At 64.8% G+C, this 14321-nt stretch carries 11 protein-coding genes and 1 rRNA gene; 5 read left to right on the top strand and 7 right to left on the bottom strand.

Annotated elements, in window-relative coordinates; genetic code table 11:
* The first annotated feature begins 20 nt into the window (after positions 1-20).
* The gene (locus ACP7EY_RS02205) at positions 21-473 is read left to right on the top strand and encodes an acyl-CoA thioesterase (RefSeq protein ID WP_426189993.1); all 453 of its coding nucleotides are present in this window, start codon (positions 21-23) and stop codon (positions 471-473) included.
* The gene (locus tag ACP7EY_RS02210) at positions 470-2011 is read left to right on the top strand and encodes an alkaline phosphatase D family protein (protein WP_426189995.1); all 1542 of its coding nucleotides are present in this window, start codon (positions 470-472) and stop codon (positions 2009-2011) included. The genes ACP7EY_RS02205 and ACP7EY_RS02210 overlap by 4 nt, the downstream gene beginning before the upstream one ends.
* 13 nt (positions 2012-2024) lie before the next feature.
* Here the strand turns inward: ACP7EY_RS02210 and ACP7EY_RS02215 are convergent, their stop codons facing one another.
* From ACP7EY_RS02215 to ACP7EY_RS02230, 4 genes are all read right to left on the bottom strand, one after another.
* Positions 2025-3704, bottom strand: coding sequence for a long-chain-fatty-acid--CoA ligase (locus ACP7EY_RS02215; protein WP_426189997.1), 1680 nt, complete (start codon positions 3702-3704; stop codon positions 2025-2027).
* Between the two features lie 95 nt (positions 3705-3799).
* Entirely contained in the window at positions 3800-5497 is a 1698-nt protein-coding gene (locus ACP7EY_RS02220; protein WP_426189999.1) for a long-chain-fatty-acid--CoA ligase, read from the bottom strand.
* Between the two features lie 135 nt (positions 5498-5632).
* A complete protein-coding gene (locus ACP7EY_RS02225) occupies positions 5633-6709 on the bottom strand; it encodes an aminopeptidase (protein WP_426190001.1) in 1077 nt (358 codons plus the stop codon).
* On the bottom strand, positions 6706-8793 hold the full coding sequence (locus ACP7EY_RS02230) for a molybdopterin-containing oxidoreductase family protein (protein WP_426190002.1): 2088 nt from the start codon (positions 8791-8793) through the stop codon (positions 6706-6708). The genes ACP7EY_RS02225 and ACP7EY_RS02230 overlap by 4 nt, the downstream gene beginning before the upstream one ends.
* A gap of 139 nt (positions 8794-8932) precedes the next feature.
* On the opposite strand from ACP7EY_RS02230, the gene ACP7EY_RS02235 reads away from it, so the two are divergent.
* Positions 8933-10126 carry a M20 aminoacylase family protein gene (locus ACP7EY_RS02235; RefSeq protein ID WP_426190004.1) on the top strand — a complete coding sequence of 398 codons (1194 nt, stop codon included), beginning with the start codon at positions 8933-8935 and terminating at the stop codon, positions 10124-10126.
* 4 nt (positions 10127-10130) lie between these two features.
* Here the strand turns inward: ACP7EY_RS02235 and ACP7EY_RS02240 are convergent, their stop codons facing one another.
* Positions 10131-11027, bottom strand: a complete 897-nt coding sequence (locus ACP7EY_RS02240) for an NAD(P)-dependent oxidoreductase (protein ID WP_426190006.1) — start codon at positions 11025-11027, stop codon at positions 10131-10133.
* 115 nt (positions 11028-11142) lie between these two features.
* On the opposite strand from ACP7EY_RS02240, the gene ACP7EY_RS02245 reads away from it, so the two are divergent.
* Together ACP7EY_RS02245 and ACP7EY_RS02250 are read left to right on the top strand one after the other, a co-directional pair.
* Positions 11143-11697 carry an acyloxyacyl hydrolase gene (locus ACP7EY_RS02245; protein WP_426190008.1) on the top strand — a complete coding sequence of 185 codons (555 nt, stop codon included), beginning with the start codon at positions 11143-11145 and terminating at the stop codon, positions 11695-11697.
* A gap of 70 nt (positions 11698-11767) precedes the next feature.
* Positions 11768-13204, top strand: a complete 1437-nt coding sequence (locus tag ACP7EY_RS02250; RefSeq protein WP_426190010.1) for a DHA2 family efflux MFS transporter permease subunit — start codon at positions 11768-11770, stop codon at positions 13202-13204.
* A gap of 33 nt (positions 13205-13237) precedes the next feature.
* Here the strand turns inward: ACP7EY_RS02250 and ACP7EY_RS02255 are convergent, their stop codons facing one another.
* Complete coding sequence (locus ACP7EY_RS02255) at positions 13238-13867, bottom strand: LysE family translocator (RefSeq protein WP_426190012.1); 630 nt, start codon at positions 13865-13867, stop codon at positions 13238-13240.
* A gap of 141 nt (positions 13868-14008) precedes the next feature.
* Positions 14009-14121, bottom strand: a 5S ribosomal RNA gene (rrf, locus tag ACP7EY_RS02260).
* Positions 14122-14321 lie beyond the last annotated feature (200 nt).

The raw sequence follows: 14321 nt of genomic DNA on the forward strand, positions 1-14321 counted from the left end.
GCCTTTCACGGAAATTCACGATGACCACGCCAGAAAACTTCACGCCCGCAGCGATCCCGCCCGGCCTCCCCGCGGGCAAAATGCCCCAGTTGCGCGTGATGCCGGCGCCGTCCGACGCCAACGTCTATGGCGACGTGTTCGGCGGCTGGATCATGGCCCAGGTCGACATCGCCGGCTCGCTGCCGGCCACCCGGCGCGCCAACGGCCGCGTCGCCACCATCGCCGTCAACTCGTTCCTGTTCAAGCAGCCCGTGTTCGTGGGCGACCTGCTGTCGTTTTACGTCGACATCGTCAAGGTGGGCACCACCTCGATCACCGTGTATGTCGAGGTCTACGCCGAGCGCAACCGGCTGCAGGCCGACATCGTCAAGGTGACCGAGGCGACCCTGACCTACGTCGCCACCGGCGCCGACCGCAAGCCGCGGGCGCTGCCGCCGATCGAATCGCTGATCAATCACCCGCCGCACCCATGAGCCTTCAGCGCCGCATTTTCTTGCGCAATGCGGCGCAACTGGCGGCCGTCGCCGCCGCCGGCATTGGCTGCGCCCGCGCCGCCGACAGCGCCTATCCGTTCAGCCTGGGCGTCGCCTCGGGTGCGCCCCTGCCCGACTCCGTCATCCTGTGGACACGTATCCTCGGCGATCCGCTGGGCGCCGCCAGTGCACCCATCGCCTACGCGGTGCGCTGGGAAGTGGCCGAGGATGCCGCGTTTGCCCGCATCGCCGCGCGCGGCAGCGCCAGCGCGACGCCGGCGCTGGCGCACAGCGTCCACGTCGACGTCAAGGGCTTACGGCCGGGGCGCTGGTACTGGTACCGCTTCATGCTGGGCGACGCCGTCAGCCCGGTCGGACGCACCCGCACGGCGCCCGCGGCGGGCGAACTGCCGGCGCTGCTCAAGCTGGCGGTGGCTTCGTGCCAGCACTGGGAATTCGGCAGCTATTGCGCGCACCGCCATATCGCCGCCGCCGCGCCCGACCTGGTCGCCTTTGTCGGCGACTACATCTACGAATGGGGACCGTACCGCCGCGACCATCCCGCCAAGGCGCTGCGCACCAACGAATCGTTCACCCTGGCCGACTACCGCGCCCGCTACGCCCAGTACAAGAGCGACCCCGATCTGCAGGCGGCGCATCACGCCGCACCGTGGATCGTCACCTGGGACGACCACGAGGTGGTCAACGATTACACGGGAGAAGTCGATGCGCACGGCCTGGCCGGCTTTGCCGCGCGGCGGGCGGCGGCCTACCAGGCGTTTTATGAACACATGCCGCTGCGCCTGCCGCAGGGCAGCGATTATGCGAGATTTAGCCTGTTTCAGCGTTATGACTGGGGCCGGCTGGCGCGCTTTCACGTGCTCGACGACCGCCAGTACCGCGCCCCGCACGCCTGCGGCGTCAGCAACGCCACGCGCGCCGGCTGCGCCACGCTGGAGGACCGCGCCCGCGCCATGCTGGGCGGCGAGCAGGAGGCCTGGCTGGCGCAGGGCCTGCGCGGCTCGCCCGCGCGCTGGAACATCATCGCCCAGCAGACCCTGATGGCGCAGGCGAGCCAGGTCAGGATCGTCCAGCCGGGCGACGGACGCTTCTGGACCGATGGCTGGGATGGCTACCCGGCCGCGCGGCGGCGCCTGTTCGATATTTTACAGACGAGCCAGGCCGCCAATCCGCTGGTGCTGTCGGGCGATGTCCACAGTTTTTTTGCCGCCGAATTGCGGCGCGACTTCGACCTGCCGGCCTCGCCCGCCAACCCGCTGCTGGCGGCCGAATTCTGCGGCACCTCGATTACCTCGCCGAGCCGCCCGCAGGAGCGCACCCTGAAAATGGTCGAGACCAATCCGCACATCCGCTACGGCCGCAGCGACCGCCGCGGTTTTATCCTGATGGCGGTGACGCCGGCCAGTTCGACGGCCCACTTTATCGGCGTCGACGATGTCCACGATCCCGCCAGCGCCAGCGCCACGCTGGCGCGCTTCACGGTGAGCGCGGGCAGCGCCCGCATCGTGGCCAGCTAGCGCGCTGTTGGGTTCAGGCGGCGGTGGTGTCGCGCAGTTCGCGCCGCAGGATTTTGCCCACGTTGGTCTTCGGCAGGTCGCTCCTGAACTCGACGAACTTCGGCCGCTTGTAGCCGGTCAGCTGTTCGCGGCAGTAGTCGAGCACCTGCTCCTTCGTCAGCGCCGCATCGCGCTTGACGATGAACAGTTTGACCGCCTCGCCCGAGTTGGCGTCCGGGACGCCCACGCAGGCCACTTCGAGCACCTGCGGCATCGACGACACCACCGCCTCGACCTCGTTCGGGTACACATTAAAGCCCGACACGAGGATCATGTCCTTCTTGCGGTCGACAATCCGGGTGCTGCCGTCGGCTTGCATGATGCCGATGTCGCCGGTGCGGAAAAAGCCGTCCGAGGTCATCGATTTGAGCGTTTCGTCGGGGCGGTTCCAGTAGCCGGCCATCACTTGCGGGCCGCGGATGGCGATTTCTCCCCGCTCGCCCAGCGGCACTTCGAAGCCGGCGTCGTCGAGGATGCGCACTTCGGTCGATGGCAGCGGCAGGCCAATGGTGCCCGTGAAGCGGGTGATGTCGCAGCGGTTGGCGGTGGCCACGGGCGAAGTCTCGGACAGGCCGTAGCCTTCGACGATGGGGGTGCCCGTCACGGCCAGCCACTTGTCGGCCACCACCTGCTGCACGGCCATGCCGCCGCCGTTGCAGACGCGGTAGCTGGAAAAATCGAGCTTGGCGAAGTCGGGGTTGTTGAGCAGGCCGTTATACAGCGTGTTCACGGCGGGGAAAATATTGATGCGGTACTTGCCCAGTTCCTTGACGAAGCCGGGCATGTCGCGCGGATTCGGAATGAGCAGGTTCATGCCGCCCAGGCGGATCGCCATCAGCGCGCACACCGTGAGCGCATAGATGTGATACAGGGGCAGCGCGCAGACGAACTGCAACTGCTGGCCGGCCGGCAGGGTCGACAGGGTGGGGGTGAGCCAGGCCTCGTTTTGCAGCACGTTGGCGATGACGTTCCGGTGCAGCAGCACGGCGCCTTTCGACACGCCCGTGGTGCCGCCCGTGTACTGCAGGAAGGCGATGTCGTCGTGCTTGATGGTGACGGGCTTGAACTGCAGGCGCGCGCCTTCGCGGATGACCTTGTTGAACGACACCGCGCCGGGCAGCGAAAACGCCGGCACCAGCTTTTTGACTTTTCTCACCACCAGGTTGACGATGGTGCCCTTGACGGCGCCCAGCAGGTCGCCCATGGTGGCGACGATGACGTGCTTGACGGGCGTTTTCGCCAGCACGTGTTCGACCGTGGTGGCGAAATTCTCCAGCACCACGATGGCCTCGGCGCCCGAGTCGATCAGCTGGTGCTCCAGTTCACGCGCCGTGTAGAGCGGGTTGACGTTGACGATGACGTAGCCGGCGCGCAGCGCGGCAGCCATCGCCACCGGGTACTGCAGCACATTGGGCATCATCAGGGCCACGCGGGCGCCCTGCTTGAGCCCTTTCGACTGCAGCCAGGCGGCCATCTTGCGCGACATGACGTCAAGTTCGGCGTAGGTGATCGACTTGTCCATGCAGGCGAAGGCGGGGCGCGCCGCGTGGCGCACGAAGGCGTCTTCAAGCATGTGCGTGAGCGACTGGTACTGCGTCCAGTCGATTTCCGCCGGCACGCCGGGCTGATACGATTTAAGCCAAAACTTGTCCATCCACGCCTCATTTACTCAATGCTCAATACAATAAAAAACGCCCGGCGGCCGGGCGTTACGGTGAACCGACCCGAAGGTCGGTCCTGCCGGCCTTGCTATGCGACCTGGCGGGCCGATTCGGCCGGCGTTTCGTCGCGCAGCACGCGGCGCAAAATTTTGCCGACGTTGGTCTTCGGCAGCTCATCGCGAAACTCGATATACTTCGGTTTTTTGTAGCCGGTCAGCTGTTCCTTGCAGTAGTCCATCAGCTGCTCCTTCGTCAATGCCGGGTCCTTGCGCACCACGAACACCTTGACCGCTTCGCCCGAGTGCTCATCGGGTACGCCGATGACGGCGCATTCGAGCACGCCCGGATGGGCGGCGATGACGCCTTCGAGTTCGTTCGGGTAGACGTTAAAGCCGGACACGAGGATCATGTCCTTCTTGCGGTCGACGATTTTCACGGAGCCGGCCGCGTCCATCACGCCGACGTCGCCGGACTTGAAGAAGCCGTCGGCCGTCATGACCTTGGCCGTTTCGTCGGGGCGGTTCCAGTAGCCGACCATCACCTGCGGGCCGCGGATGGCGATCTCGCCCCGTTCGCCCAGCGGCACCGGCTTGCCGTCGTCGTCGAGAATGGCGACGTCGGTCGATGGCACGGGCAGGCCGATGGCGCCGGAAAAACCGTCCATATTGGCCGGATTGCAGGTGGCGACGGGCGACGTTTCGGACAGGCCGTAGCCTTCGATGATGGACACGCCGGTGATGGCCTTCCACTTGTCGTTGACCGTCTGCTGCACCGCCATGCCGCCGCCGTTGGCGATTTTCAGGCCCGAGAAATCGACCGCGCCGAAGTCCGGGTGATTGACCAGCGCGTTATACAGCGTGTTCACGGCCGGCAGCATGTTGACCTTGTACTTGCGCAGCTCCTTGACGAAGCCGCCGATATCGCGCGGGTTCGGAATGAGGATGTTGAGCGCCCCCACCCGCATGCCCCACATGGCGCAGCAGGTCAGTGCGAAGATGTGATACAGCGGCAGCGCGCAGACGATGGTGGTCTGGGCGCCGCCGGCGGCGCCCAGCACGGGCGCCGACCAGGCTTCCGACTGCAGCAGGTTGGCGATGATGTTGCGGTGGCTCAGCGTGGCGCCTTTCGACACCCCCGTGGTGCCGCCCGTGTACTGCAGGAAGGCGATGTCCTGCGGCGTGCTGACGACGGGCGCGAACTGCATTTTTGCGCCCTGCGCCAGCATCTCCTTGAATTTGACGGTGTTCGGCAAGCTGAATTCGGGGACCATTTTCTTGACGTTGCGGACCACGAAATTGACGATGGCGCCCTTGGCGCCGCCCAGCATTTCGCCCATGCTGGCCACCACGATGTGCTTGATCTGGGTGCGCGGCAGCACCTGTTGCAGCGTGTGCGCGAAGTTCTCGAGCACGATGATCGCCTCGCAGCCGGCATCGGTAAGCTGGTGCTCGAGTTCGCGCGGCGTGTACAGGGGATTGACGTTGACGACCGTGTAGCCGGCGCGCAGGATGGCGGCGATCGCCACCGGGTACTGCAGCACATTGGGCATCATGATGGCCACCCGCGCGCCCTGCTGCATGCCGCGGCTTTGCAGCCAGGCCGCGGCGCGGCGCGAGTACTCGTCGAGCTCGCCGTAGGTGAGGAACTTGTCCATGCACACGTAGGCATTGCGCTCGGCGTATTTGACGAACGACTCGTCGAGCAGCTGGACGAGCGAGCGGTACTGGTCGGGATCGATCTCCGCCGGCACACCAGCGGGATAAGACTTCAGCCAAATTTTGTCCATCGGGATGCCTTTGTCTCGTATTTATCGTTATTGACGCCTGCGTGGACGCCATTTATGGGGTGCTCCCACAGATGCTATCGGGCAGTGAAGGCAATGGCAAGCGCTTTTGCCCAGATTCGAAGGCGCGCTCTAACCTTATTCGTCCTGGATGGCGTGCGGCAGGACGCCGCCCAGCGCCGCCAGGCGGCGGTGGCGCTCCGGCTTGTCGAGCGCGGCCAGGCTGCGCGCGGCGGCATAGAAGGCGGGGAAACTGCCTTCGCGCTTGAGCAGGGCGCGAAACGCCGGCACGAAGTCGCTGTAGGTGGCCACCGCGGCGAGGTGGGCGTTCGACAGCGGCTCGGCAAAGAAGCGGTCGTAGCCGGCGTAGCCGCCCCATTCGGTCTTGAGCCGCGCGTAATCGCTGTGCAACTGCGCGAACAGGCGCCCCTTTTCGGCCAGCTTGACGCCATCGCTGGCGGCCGACTTGTAATTGGCCTCGAGCGCGCGGCGGCAGCCCAGCAGCAGATTCAGAAACGCCTGGCGGCGCACCATGTAGCGCCCGTAGTTCTCGCGCATGGCCTGGTTGCCGAAACGTTCGAGCCACTGCTCGACGCCCGCCTCTTCCACCGCGCTGGCGAAGGACTCGTTAAATTGGGAGTCGCCGGCGACGTACACCACCTGGTGCGAGAGCTCATGAAAGATCAGCCGCGCCAGCTCGGCGTCGGGATAATGGATGAAGGTTGAAATGAGGGGGTCGTTGAAGTAGCCCAGCGTCGAATAGGCCGTCACTCCGCCCATCTGGACGTCGTAGCCGGCCGCGCGCAGTTCGCCCGCATACGCGGCGGCATCGTCCTTGCCGTAATAGCCGCGGTAGCTGACGCAACCGGCCACGGGAAAGCACCACTGGATCGGCCTCATCGACAGCGCCGGCGTGGCCACCACGTTCCACACCACGTAAGGACGGGCCAGCGCCGTGTAGTTGCGGTAGCTTTGATTGTCCGGCAGCGCCAGCCGCTCAACCGCGTAGGCGCGGATCTGGCGGGCGCTGGCCAGCCGGGTTTTCAGCTGCGCCGTGGTGGCCGGGTCGGCGATCACCTCATCAATGGGGCGCGATTGCGTCAGCAGCGCGATTTGTCCCTGCGCCGCCTGGCTGTAGTAGCCCAGCGTCGAGCAGCCGGCCAGGCCGGCCGCCAGCGCCGCGGCCAAAACCGCCAGGCGCCAGCGCCGCGTCATGACACCGTCACCGGCGCTTTTTCCACCTGCACCAGGGTGTCGTAAAAGGTCGGTGCGCGGCCCATGTCGGTCAGCCGCTGGCTGGTCACTTCGTTGGCGTTCTTGCCGTCGGTGGCGAGCTTTTTCCACCAGATCGACAGCCCCACCACCAGCCCCGGGCGGGCCTTGTCGGTGACCCTGGCCCTGGCGACGAACGAGCCGCGGTCGTTGAAAATGCGCGCCATGTCGCCGTGTGCGATGGCGCGCGCGGCGGCGTCGTGCGGGTGGATGTCGAGATACGGCTCGCCATCGACGCCGCGCAGGCTCTTGACGTTGACAAAGGTCGAGTTGAGAAAATTGCGCGCTGGCGGCGAGATCATCGCCAGCGGAAACCGTTTAGCCAGTTGCGGGTTGGAGGCGGCCGATTCGTAGGGCGCAATGTAGGCCGGGACCGGGTCGAGGCCATCGGCGAGCATCGCGGCGGAATACAACTCGCACTTGCCGGACGGCGTATGAAAGCCGCCGTTGGCAAACGGCGCGTCCGCCACCACCAGCTTTTGCCAGCCCTTGCGCTTTAGCGACTCCCAGTCGAAGTGCACGGCGTGCGCGTGGCTGGCGTCGAAGGCCTGGGCGGCGAGCTCGTCGTCGGTCTCGGCAAAGCACGGATCGGCAAACCCCATGCGCGCGGCCAGCAGGCGGAAAATTTCCGTGTTCGGCTTGGCCTCGCCCAGCGCGTCGATGGCGGCGTTATTGGCCATCATGTACAGGTGACCATAGGCCAGATGGGCGTCGACGTGCTCGAGTTGGGTGGTGGCCGGCAGCAGGATGTCGGCGTAGTCGGCGCTGTCGGTCTGGAAGTGCTCGAGCACCACCGTGAACAGGTCCTCGCGCTGGAAGCCGCGCATCACCGTGGCCGAGTCGGGCGCGATCGCCAGCGGGTTGGCGTTGTAGACGATGACGGCGTCGATGGCGGGGCCGAAGGCGGGCGAGGCGGGACGCAGCAAATCGTCGCCGATGGTGGTCATGTTGATGGTGCGCACGGGCGCACAGCCCAGATCGGGCCGCTGCAGGGCCACCCGGTCGACGGGGAAGGCGCCCGAGGTCGACAACTGCACGCCGCCGGCGGCGTGGCGCCAGGCGCCCACCAGCGCGGGCAGGCAGGCGATATTGCGCACCGCCATGCCGCCGCCGGCCACCCGCTGCACGCCGTAGTTGACGCGGATGGCCACCGGTTCGCCGCGCCGGGCCGCCTGGCCGTAGTCGCGCGCCAGGCCGATCACTTCATTGGCGTCGAGGCCGCAGACGGCCGCCGTGCGCGCCGGCGTCCATTCGAGCGCGCGCGCGGCCAGCGCGTCGAAGCCGAGCGTGTGGCGGGCGATGTAGTCATGGTCGAGCAGGTCTTCGGCAATCAGCACGTGCATCATCCCCAGCGCCAGCGCGGCGTCGGTGCCGGGCAGCAGCGCGATATGCTGGTGACATTTTTCCGCCGTCAGCGAGCGGTACGGGTCGATCGCGATCAGGCGGGCGCCGCGCCGTTTCGCTTCCTGCACGCGGGTCCAGAGATGCAGGTTCGAGGCGATCGGATTGCCACCCCAGATGATGATCAGCCGGGCATTCTGGAACTGCTCGATATCAGTGCCCAGCGCGGCGCCGATGCTGTACTTGTAGCCGGTGAGGCCGGCGGTGGCGCAAATGGTGCGGTCGAGCGCGGAGGCGCCCAGGCGGTTGAAAAAGCGCGCCGACATCGACTCGCCCTGCACCAGGCCCATGGTGCCGGCATAACTGTAGGGCAGGATCGCCTGCGGGTCGCGCGCGGCGATGGCACCGAGGCGCGTGGCGATGGTGTCGATGGCGTCCTCCCAGCTGATGCGCTCGAACTTGCCCTCTCCCTTGGCGCCCACCCGGCGCATCGGATACAGCAGGCGCTCCGGGTGGTAGGTGCGCTCGGCGTAGCGCGCCACCTTCGTGCACAGCACGCCGGCCGTGGTGGGGTGGTCGGGATCGCCCTTGACCTCGGTGGCGACGCCGTCGGTCACGGTGATCAACAGGGCGCAGGTGTCGGGGCAGTCATGCGGGCAGGTGGCGCGCACTTCGGTGGTGGTCATGGCGAGGAAAAAGGGGGCTGGGAAGCGTCTACTTTAAACGATTTTGGCGCGCAAAGTTGCCCCCTGCGCAGATGGGCACCACGCAATAGGCAGTAAGGCTACAATAGTATTAACAATCGATCAAACCTGGAGATGCACGATGAAACTGGTCGAACCGATCCTCGCTTTCCAAGCCGAATTACAGCAGATCCGCCGCGACATCCACGCCCATCCGGAACTGTGTTACGAAGAACAACGCACCGCCGATGTGGTTGCCGCCAAGCTCACCGAGTGGGGCATCCCCGTGGTGCGGGGCCTGGGCATCACGGGCGTGGTGGGCATCCTGAAACGGGGCAGTTCGCCCCGCGCGATCGGCCTGCGCGCCGACATGGACGCGCTCCCCATGCATGAGGTCAACAGTTTTGCCCACGCCTCCGTCCACCCCGGCAAGATGCACGCCTGCGGCCACGATGGCCACACGGCCATGCTGCTGGGCGCGGCCCACCACCTGGTCGCCAACGGCGAATTCGACGGCACCATCTACCTCATTTTCCAGCCCGCCGAAGAAGGCGGCGCGGGCGCGCGGCGCATGATCGAAGACGGCCTGTTTGAACAGTTTCCCATGGACGCCGTGTACGGCATGCACAACTGGCCCGGCATGGCGGAGGGCACCTTCGGCGTGGTGGCGGGGCCGATGATGGCCTCGAGTAACGAATTCAAGGTCACCGTGCGCGGCAAGGGCGCCCATGCGGCCCAGCCCCATAAAGGGGTCGATCCCGTCATGCTGGCGGTGCAGATCGCCCAGGGGTGGCAGACCATCATCTCGCGCGAAAAAAGCCCGCTCGACACGGCGGTGTTGTCCATCACGCAAATCCACGCGGGCAGCGCCACCAACGTCATTCCCGACGAGGCCGTCATGATCGGCACCGTGCGCACGTTCACCACCAACGTGCTCGACCTGATCGAGCAGCGCATGCAAGACATCGCCGTCCACACCGCCGCCGGCTACCGCGCCACCATCGATTTCAGCTTCAAACGCAACTATCCGCCGCTGGTCAACCATGCGGCGCAAACGGCGCTGGCCACCGAAGCGATGATGGCCGTGGTGGGCGCCGAGCGCGTCGATACGCAGGTCGAGCCGACCATGGGCGCCGAGGATTTCGCCTTCATGCTGCAAGCAAAGCCCGGCTGCTATGTGTTTATCGGCAATGGCGAAGGCGGCCACCGCGATGGCGGCCACGGCCTGGGCCCCTGCCAGTTGCACAACGGCAGCTACGACTTCAACGACCATTTATTGCCGATCGGCGCCAGTTATTGGGTGAAATTGGCCGAGCTGAGTTTGCCGCTGGCCTGAGCCCCTAGAGCCGGTCCGGCCCGCTGCCCAGGCGCTGGCCGGGATTGCGCAACTCAAGGGCGATCAGGGCGGCGCTCTGGTCGGCGCCGGGGTGGCTGTCACCAATTTCGCCGTAGTGCGCCGTCACCAGCGTCGCCAGCGGCAACGCGAGGCCCGCATCGGCGGCCGCCGCCAGCACATTGCGCATGTCCTTGAGTTGGCTTTTGACTTGCCCGCCGGGCACGAAATTGCGATCGAGCATGCGCTGGCCGTGCACTTCCAGCAGGCGGCTTTCGGCAAAGCCGCCACGCAAGGCCGTGCGCACGGCGGCCGGATCGGCCCCGGCGGCCTGCGCCAGCAGCAGCGCCTCGGCGATCAGGTCGAGCGTGCCGCCGACAATCAATTGATTGCACAATTTGGCGACCTGGCCACTGCCGACCGGGCCCACCAGCGTGGGCCGACCCATCGCTGCCAGCAGCGGCGCCGCCTCGGCGAAATCGGCCGATGTCCCGCCGGCCATGATGGCGAGTGAACCCGCCTCGGCGCCCACCACGCCCCCTGAGACGGGCGCATCCATGAAGCGCACCCCGCCCTCAGCCAGGCGGGCGTGGAAGGCCAGCGCTTCGGCATGCTGGGTGGAACTCATGTCGACCCACAAGGCGTTCGGCTTGAGCGCAGCCTGGGCGGCCGCGATAATCTCTCCGACAATGGCGCCGTCCTCGAGCATCGAGATGACCAGGTCGGCCCCGGCGACGGCCTCGGCCAGCGTGGCGCATGCCTGCACCTGCGCGCCGGTGATTGCCTGGGCCTTGCTCAAGGTGCGGTTCCATACGCGCAGCGTATGACCGGCTGCCGCCAGCCGGCTGGCCATGGGCTTGCCCATCAGTCCGATGCCGAGAAATGCAATAATGGTTGGGGTCATGGCGGCTCCTGGTAGAGTCACAGATTGTAGCGCGGACGCGCCAAACGCCCCATCGGGAACCCGGTACAATGCTGTAGCTCTTATCTGAACTGCATTCTTACCTCGGAAAATCCCCATGTTTATTCGCAAAATCATCGCTCGCTCGGCCCTGGCGCTGGGCGCCTTGCTGGCGTGCCAGTCCGTTCTCGCCCAGGATCTCGTTGACTCCGTCGCCCTCGAAGTGGGCGCCGGCGCCAAAGTGCAAATGATCCGCGTCAGCGCCCAGAAAAATTGGGACCGCGCCTGGTTCGAATCGAACGGCACCCACCTGTCGGGTTACTGGGACGCCAACCTGGCCCAGTGGCGCGGCAACGCCTATCAAAATGTGGCCGGCCAGCACCAGAACATCACCGCCATCAACCTGACCCCCGTGTTCCGCTACGAAGCGAGCAACAAGCTGGGTTGGTATGCGGAGGGCGGTATCGGTGTCAGCCTGCTGTCGAAAAAGTACGACAACGATGACAATCGCCTGTCGACCAATTTTCAGTTCGGTGACCACCTGGGTGCCGGCTATGTGTTCGGCAACAAGTGGGAACTGGGCGCGAAGATCCAGCATTACTCCAACGGTGGTTACAAGAAGCCCAACAGCGGCGTGAACTGGTTCGTCGTCAAGCTGGCGCGCCCCTTCTGATGGTGTTTGGCCGGCACGGGGGCGCGTTCGCTTGAGCTCACCCCGGCCGGTTTTATGTGACAATCGGCCGATGACCAGAACCGCTTCGATCAAGACCTATCTGCCGTGGGTCGTCGCCACCGCGCTCTTCATGGAGCAGCTTGACGCGACCATTGTCAACACGGCCATTCCCAGCATCGCCGCCGACCTGCACGTCACGCCCCTGAGCCTGAAGTCGGTCGTCACCAGCTACATCCTCAGTCTCGCAGTGGGCATTCCCATCAGCGGCTGGATGGCCGACCGCTTCGGCACCCGCCGCGTGTTCGGCATCGCCATTGCCATCTTTACCTTCGCCTCCGTGCTGTGCGGCCTGGCCTTGAATCCCACCATGATGACGGGCGCGCGCTTGCTGCAAGGCATAGGTGGCGCCATGATGATGCCAGTCGGAAGGCTGGCGATCATCCGCACCTTTCCCAAGTCCGAATTGCTCGGCGCAATGAACTTCGTCATCATCCCCGCGCTGATCGGGCCGCTACTGGGGCCCACGCTGGGTGGCTTGATCGTCCACTGGATTTCCTGGCGGGCCATTTTCTTCGTCAACGTGCCGGTCGGCCTGATCGCCCTCTACCTGGTATGGCGCTACATGCCCGACTACAAGGGGACGGAGCGGCGCCCGCTCGACGTGGTCGGCATGATTTTATTCAGTTGCGGCACCGCCCTGCTGTCGTGGCTGCTGGAAGTGTTCGGCGAGCACACGCTCGAGCCCATGACGGCGCTGCTGATGCTGGTGGTGTCGATCAGTCTGCTGGTGGCGTATGGCTGGCATGCCAGCGGCATCGAGTTCCCCTTGCTGCGCCTGACCCTGTTCAAGATACGCACCTTCCGCACCGCGGTGCTCGGTGGCTTCGTCACCCGGCTGGGCGTGGGCGGCCTGCCATTCTTGCTGCCGATGATGTACCAGGTGGGCCTCGGCTTACCGGCATGGAAGTCGGGCCTGTTGATGATGCCCACTGCCCTTGCCGCCATGGGCATGAAGCTGATCTCGCCGCGCCTGCTGGCCCGCTTCGGCTACCGCCAGGTGCTGATCGTCAACACGGTCTGCATTGGCATCACCATCGGCCTGTTTTCGACCGTCAAGGCAGGCACGCCTTTGAGCATGATCGTCGTGCTCAGCCTGATGCAGGGCTTTTTCAATTCCCTGCAGTTTTCCAGCATGAACACCCTCGCGTACGCCGACATTGCCCAGGCCGATTCGAGCATGGCTAGCACGATATCGAGTTCGTTTCAGCAGCTGTCGATGAGTTTTGGCCTGGCCGCGGGCAGCCTGGTGGCCGCCTATTACCTGGGCGAGGTGCCGCAAACCAACCAGGGCATGGTCACCAGCGCGCTGCACAGCGCCTTTGTCGCCCTGTCGGTGGTCACGATCCTGTCCTCGCTGGCGTTCTGGACCTTGAAACGCAACGATGGCGAGAGCATCAGCCAGGGCGGCAAGGTGGTCCCTGCCGAGCCAGTGCCTGCCAGTACCTGATGCGCCACCTTCGCGGCGCTGCGCAGGCCTGACTTAACTCGTGCTGCGCTTGCTGCTGGCCAGCACGGCGGCGGCCACCAGAAACACCGCCCCGGTAGCACGGTTGAACAGTGTGGCACGACGTGGCTGCTGCAGCCAGCGCTTGGCCCTGGATGCCGAGAGCGCGTAAATGGTCAGCCACGCCAACTCGAAAAAAATGAATGTCGCGCCCAGCACCATGAATTGTGGTGCCTGTGGCGCGCCCGGAATGATGAATTGGGGGAACAGCGCGCCGAAGAAAAGTAGCGCCTTGGGATTGCTGACGCCAACCAGGAATCCCTGGCCAAAAAGCCGCCCGCTCGTCGAAGATGTAACAGAACCGGAGACGGCAATGTCGGTGGCCGATGACAACAGCGAGGTGATGCCCAGATAGGCAAGATAGGCCGCACCCATCCACTTGATTGCAGTAAACAAAGTTTCCGATGCAGCCAGCGCGGTCCCCAGTCCCAGTGCCGACAGTGCCATGATGCCCACAATTGCCGTCGTGCTGCCCAGCGACGCGATCAAGGCCTTACGCACGCCCAGATTGACCGAGGTGGACACGCACATCAAGACGCTCGGTCCCGGTGTGACGGTCAGGACCAGCACTGCTGCGACGTAGAGGAGCCAATTGGAGAGTGTCATGCTGCATGTCCCGGGAAATGGTGAATACGCTGAATATATTACGTGAGTATGGGAATGACAAGACATTGTACTGATTCCGCAAAAGCGCCAGACGTAAAAAAACCCCGCACATCGCTGTACGGGGTTTTCTCACTATAACTAGCCTGACGATAACCTACTTTCACACTGGTTGCAGCACTATCATCGGCGTAATATCGTTTCACGGTCCTGTTCGGGATGGGAAGGGGTGGTACCGATTTACTATGGTCATCAGGCATAACTTGTACAGGCTGTGCTCTCGAACGGAGCAGCACAGCCTTGAATCTGGAAGAAGTAAGTTTTAACTTTATTTACTGCTGGGTAGAGATTATATATCTCACAAGCACAACGCGCTTTCAATTCTCTACAACTGCTAATGTTATAGGGACAAGCCTTACGGGCAATTAGTACTGGTTAGCTTAATGCATTACTGCAC

The sequence above is a fragment of the Massilia sp. DWR3-1-1 genome (assembly GCF_049898325.1).
In the GTDB taxonomy this organism is placed as follows: Bacteria; Pseudomonadota; Gammaproteobacteria; order Burkholderiales; family Burkholderiaceae_D; genus JAFCUW01.

Coding starts and splice junctions, on each gene's coding strand:
- ACP7EY_RS02235 (WP_426190004.1), top strand. CDS start 8,933: ATGAAACTGGTCGAACCGATCCTCGCTTTCCAAGCCGAATTACAGCAG.
- ACP7EY_RS02240 (WP_426190006.1), bottom strand. CDS start 11,027: ATGACCCCAACCATTATTGCATTTCTCGGCATCGGACTGATGGGCAAG.
- ACP7EY_RS02205 (WP_426189993.1), top strand. CDS start 21: ATGACCACGCCAGAAAACTTCACGCCCGCAGCGATCCCGCCCGGCCTC.
- ACP7EY_RS02220 (WP_426189999.1), bottom strand. CDS start 5,497: ATGGACAAAATTTGGCTGAAGTCTTATCCCGCTGGTGTGCCGGCGGAG.
- ACP7EY_RS02250 (WP_426190010.1), top strand. CDS start 11,768: ATGACCAGAACCGCTTCGATCAAGACCTATCTGCCGTGGGTCGTCGCC.
- ACP7EY_RS02210 (WP_426189995.1), top strand. CDS start 470: ATGAGCCTTCAGCGCCGCATTTTCTTGCGCAATGCGGCGCAACTGGCG.
- ACP7EY_RS02225 (WP_426190001.1), bottom strand. CDS start 6,709: ATGACGCGGCGCTGGCGCCTGGCGGTTTTGGCCGCGGCGCTGGCGGCC.
- ACP7EY_RS02245 (WP_426190008.1), top strand. CDS start 11,143: ATGTTTATTCGCAAAATCATCGCTCGCTCGGCCCTGGCGCTGGGCGCC.
- ACP7EY_RS02230 (WP_426190002.1), bottom strand. CDS start 8,793: ATGACCACCACCGAAGTGCGCGCCACCTGCCCGCATGACTGCCCCGAC.
- ACP7EY_RS02215 (WP_426189997.1), bottom strand. CDS start 3,704: ATGGACAAGTTTTGGCTTAAATCGTATCAGCCCGGCGTGCCGGCGGAA.
- ACP7EY_RS02255 (WP_426190012.1), bottom strand. CDS start 13,867: ATGACACTCTCCAATTGGCTCCTCTACGTCGCAGCAGTGCTGGTCCTG.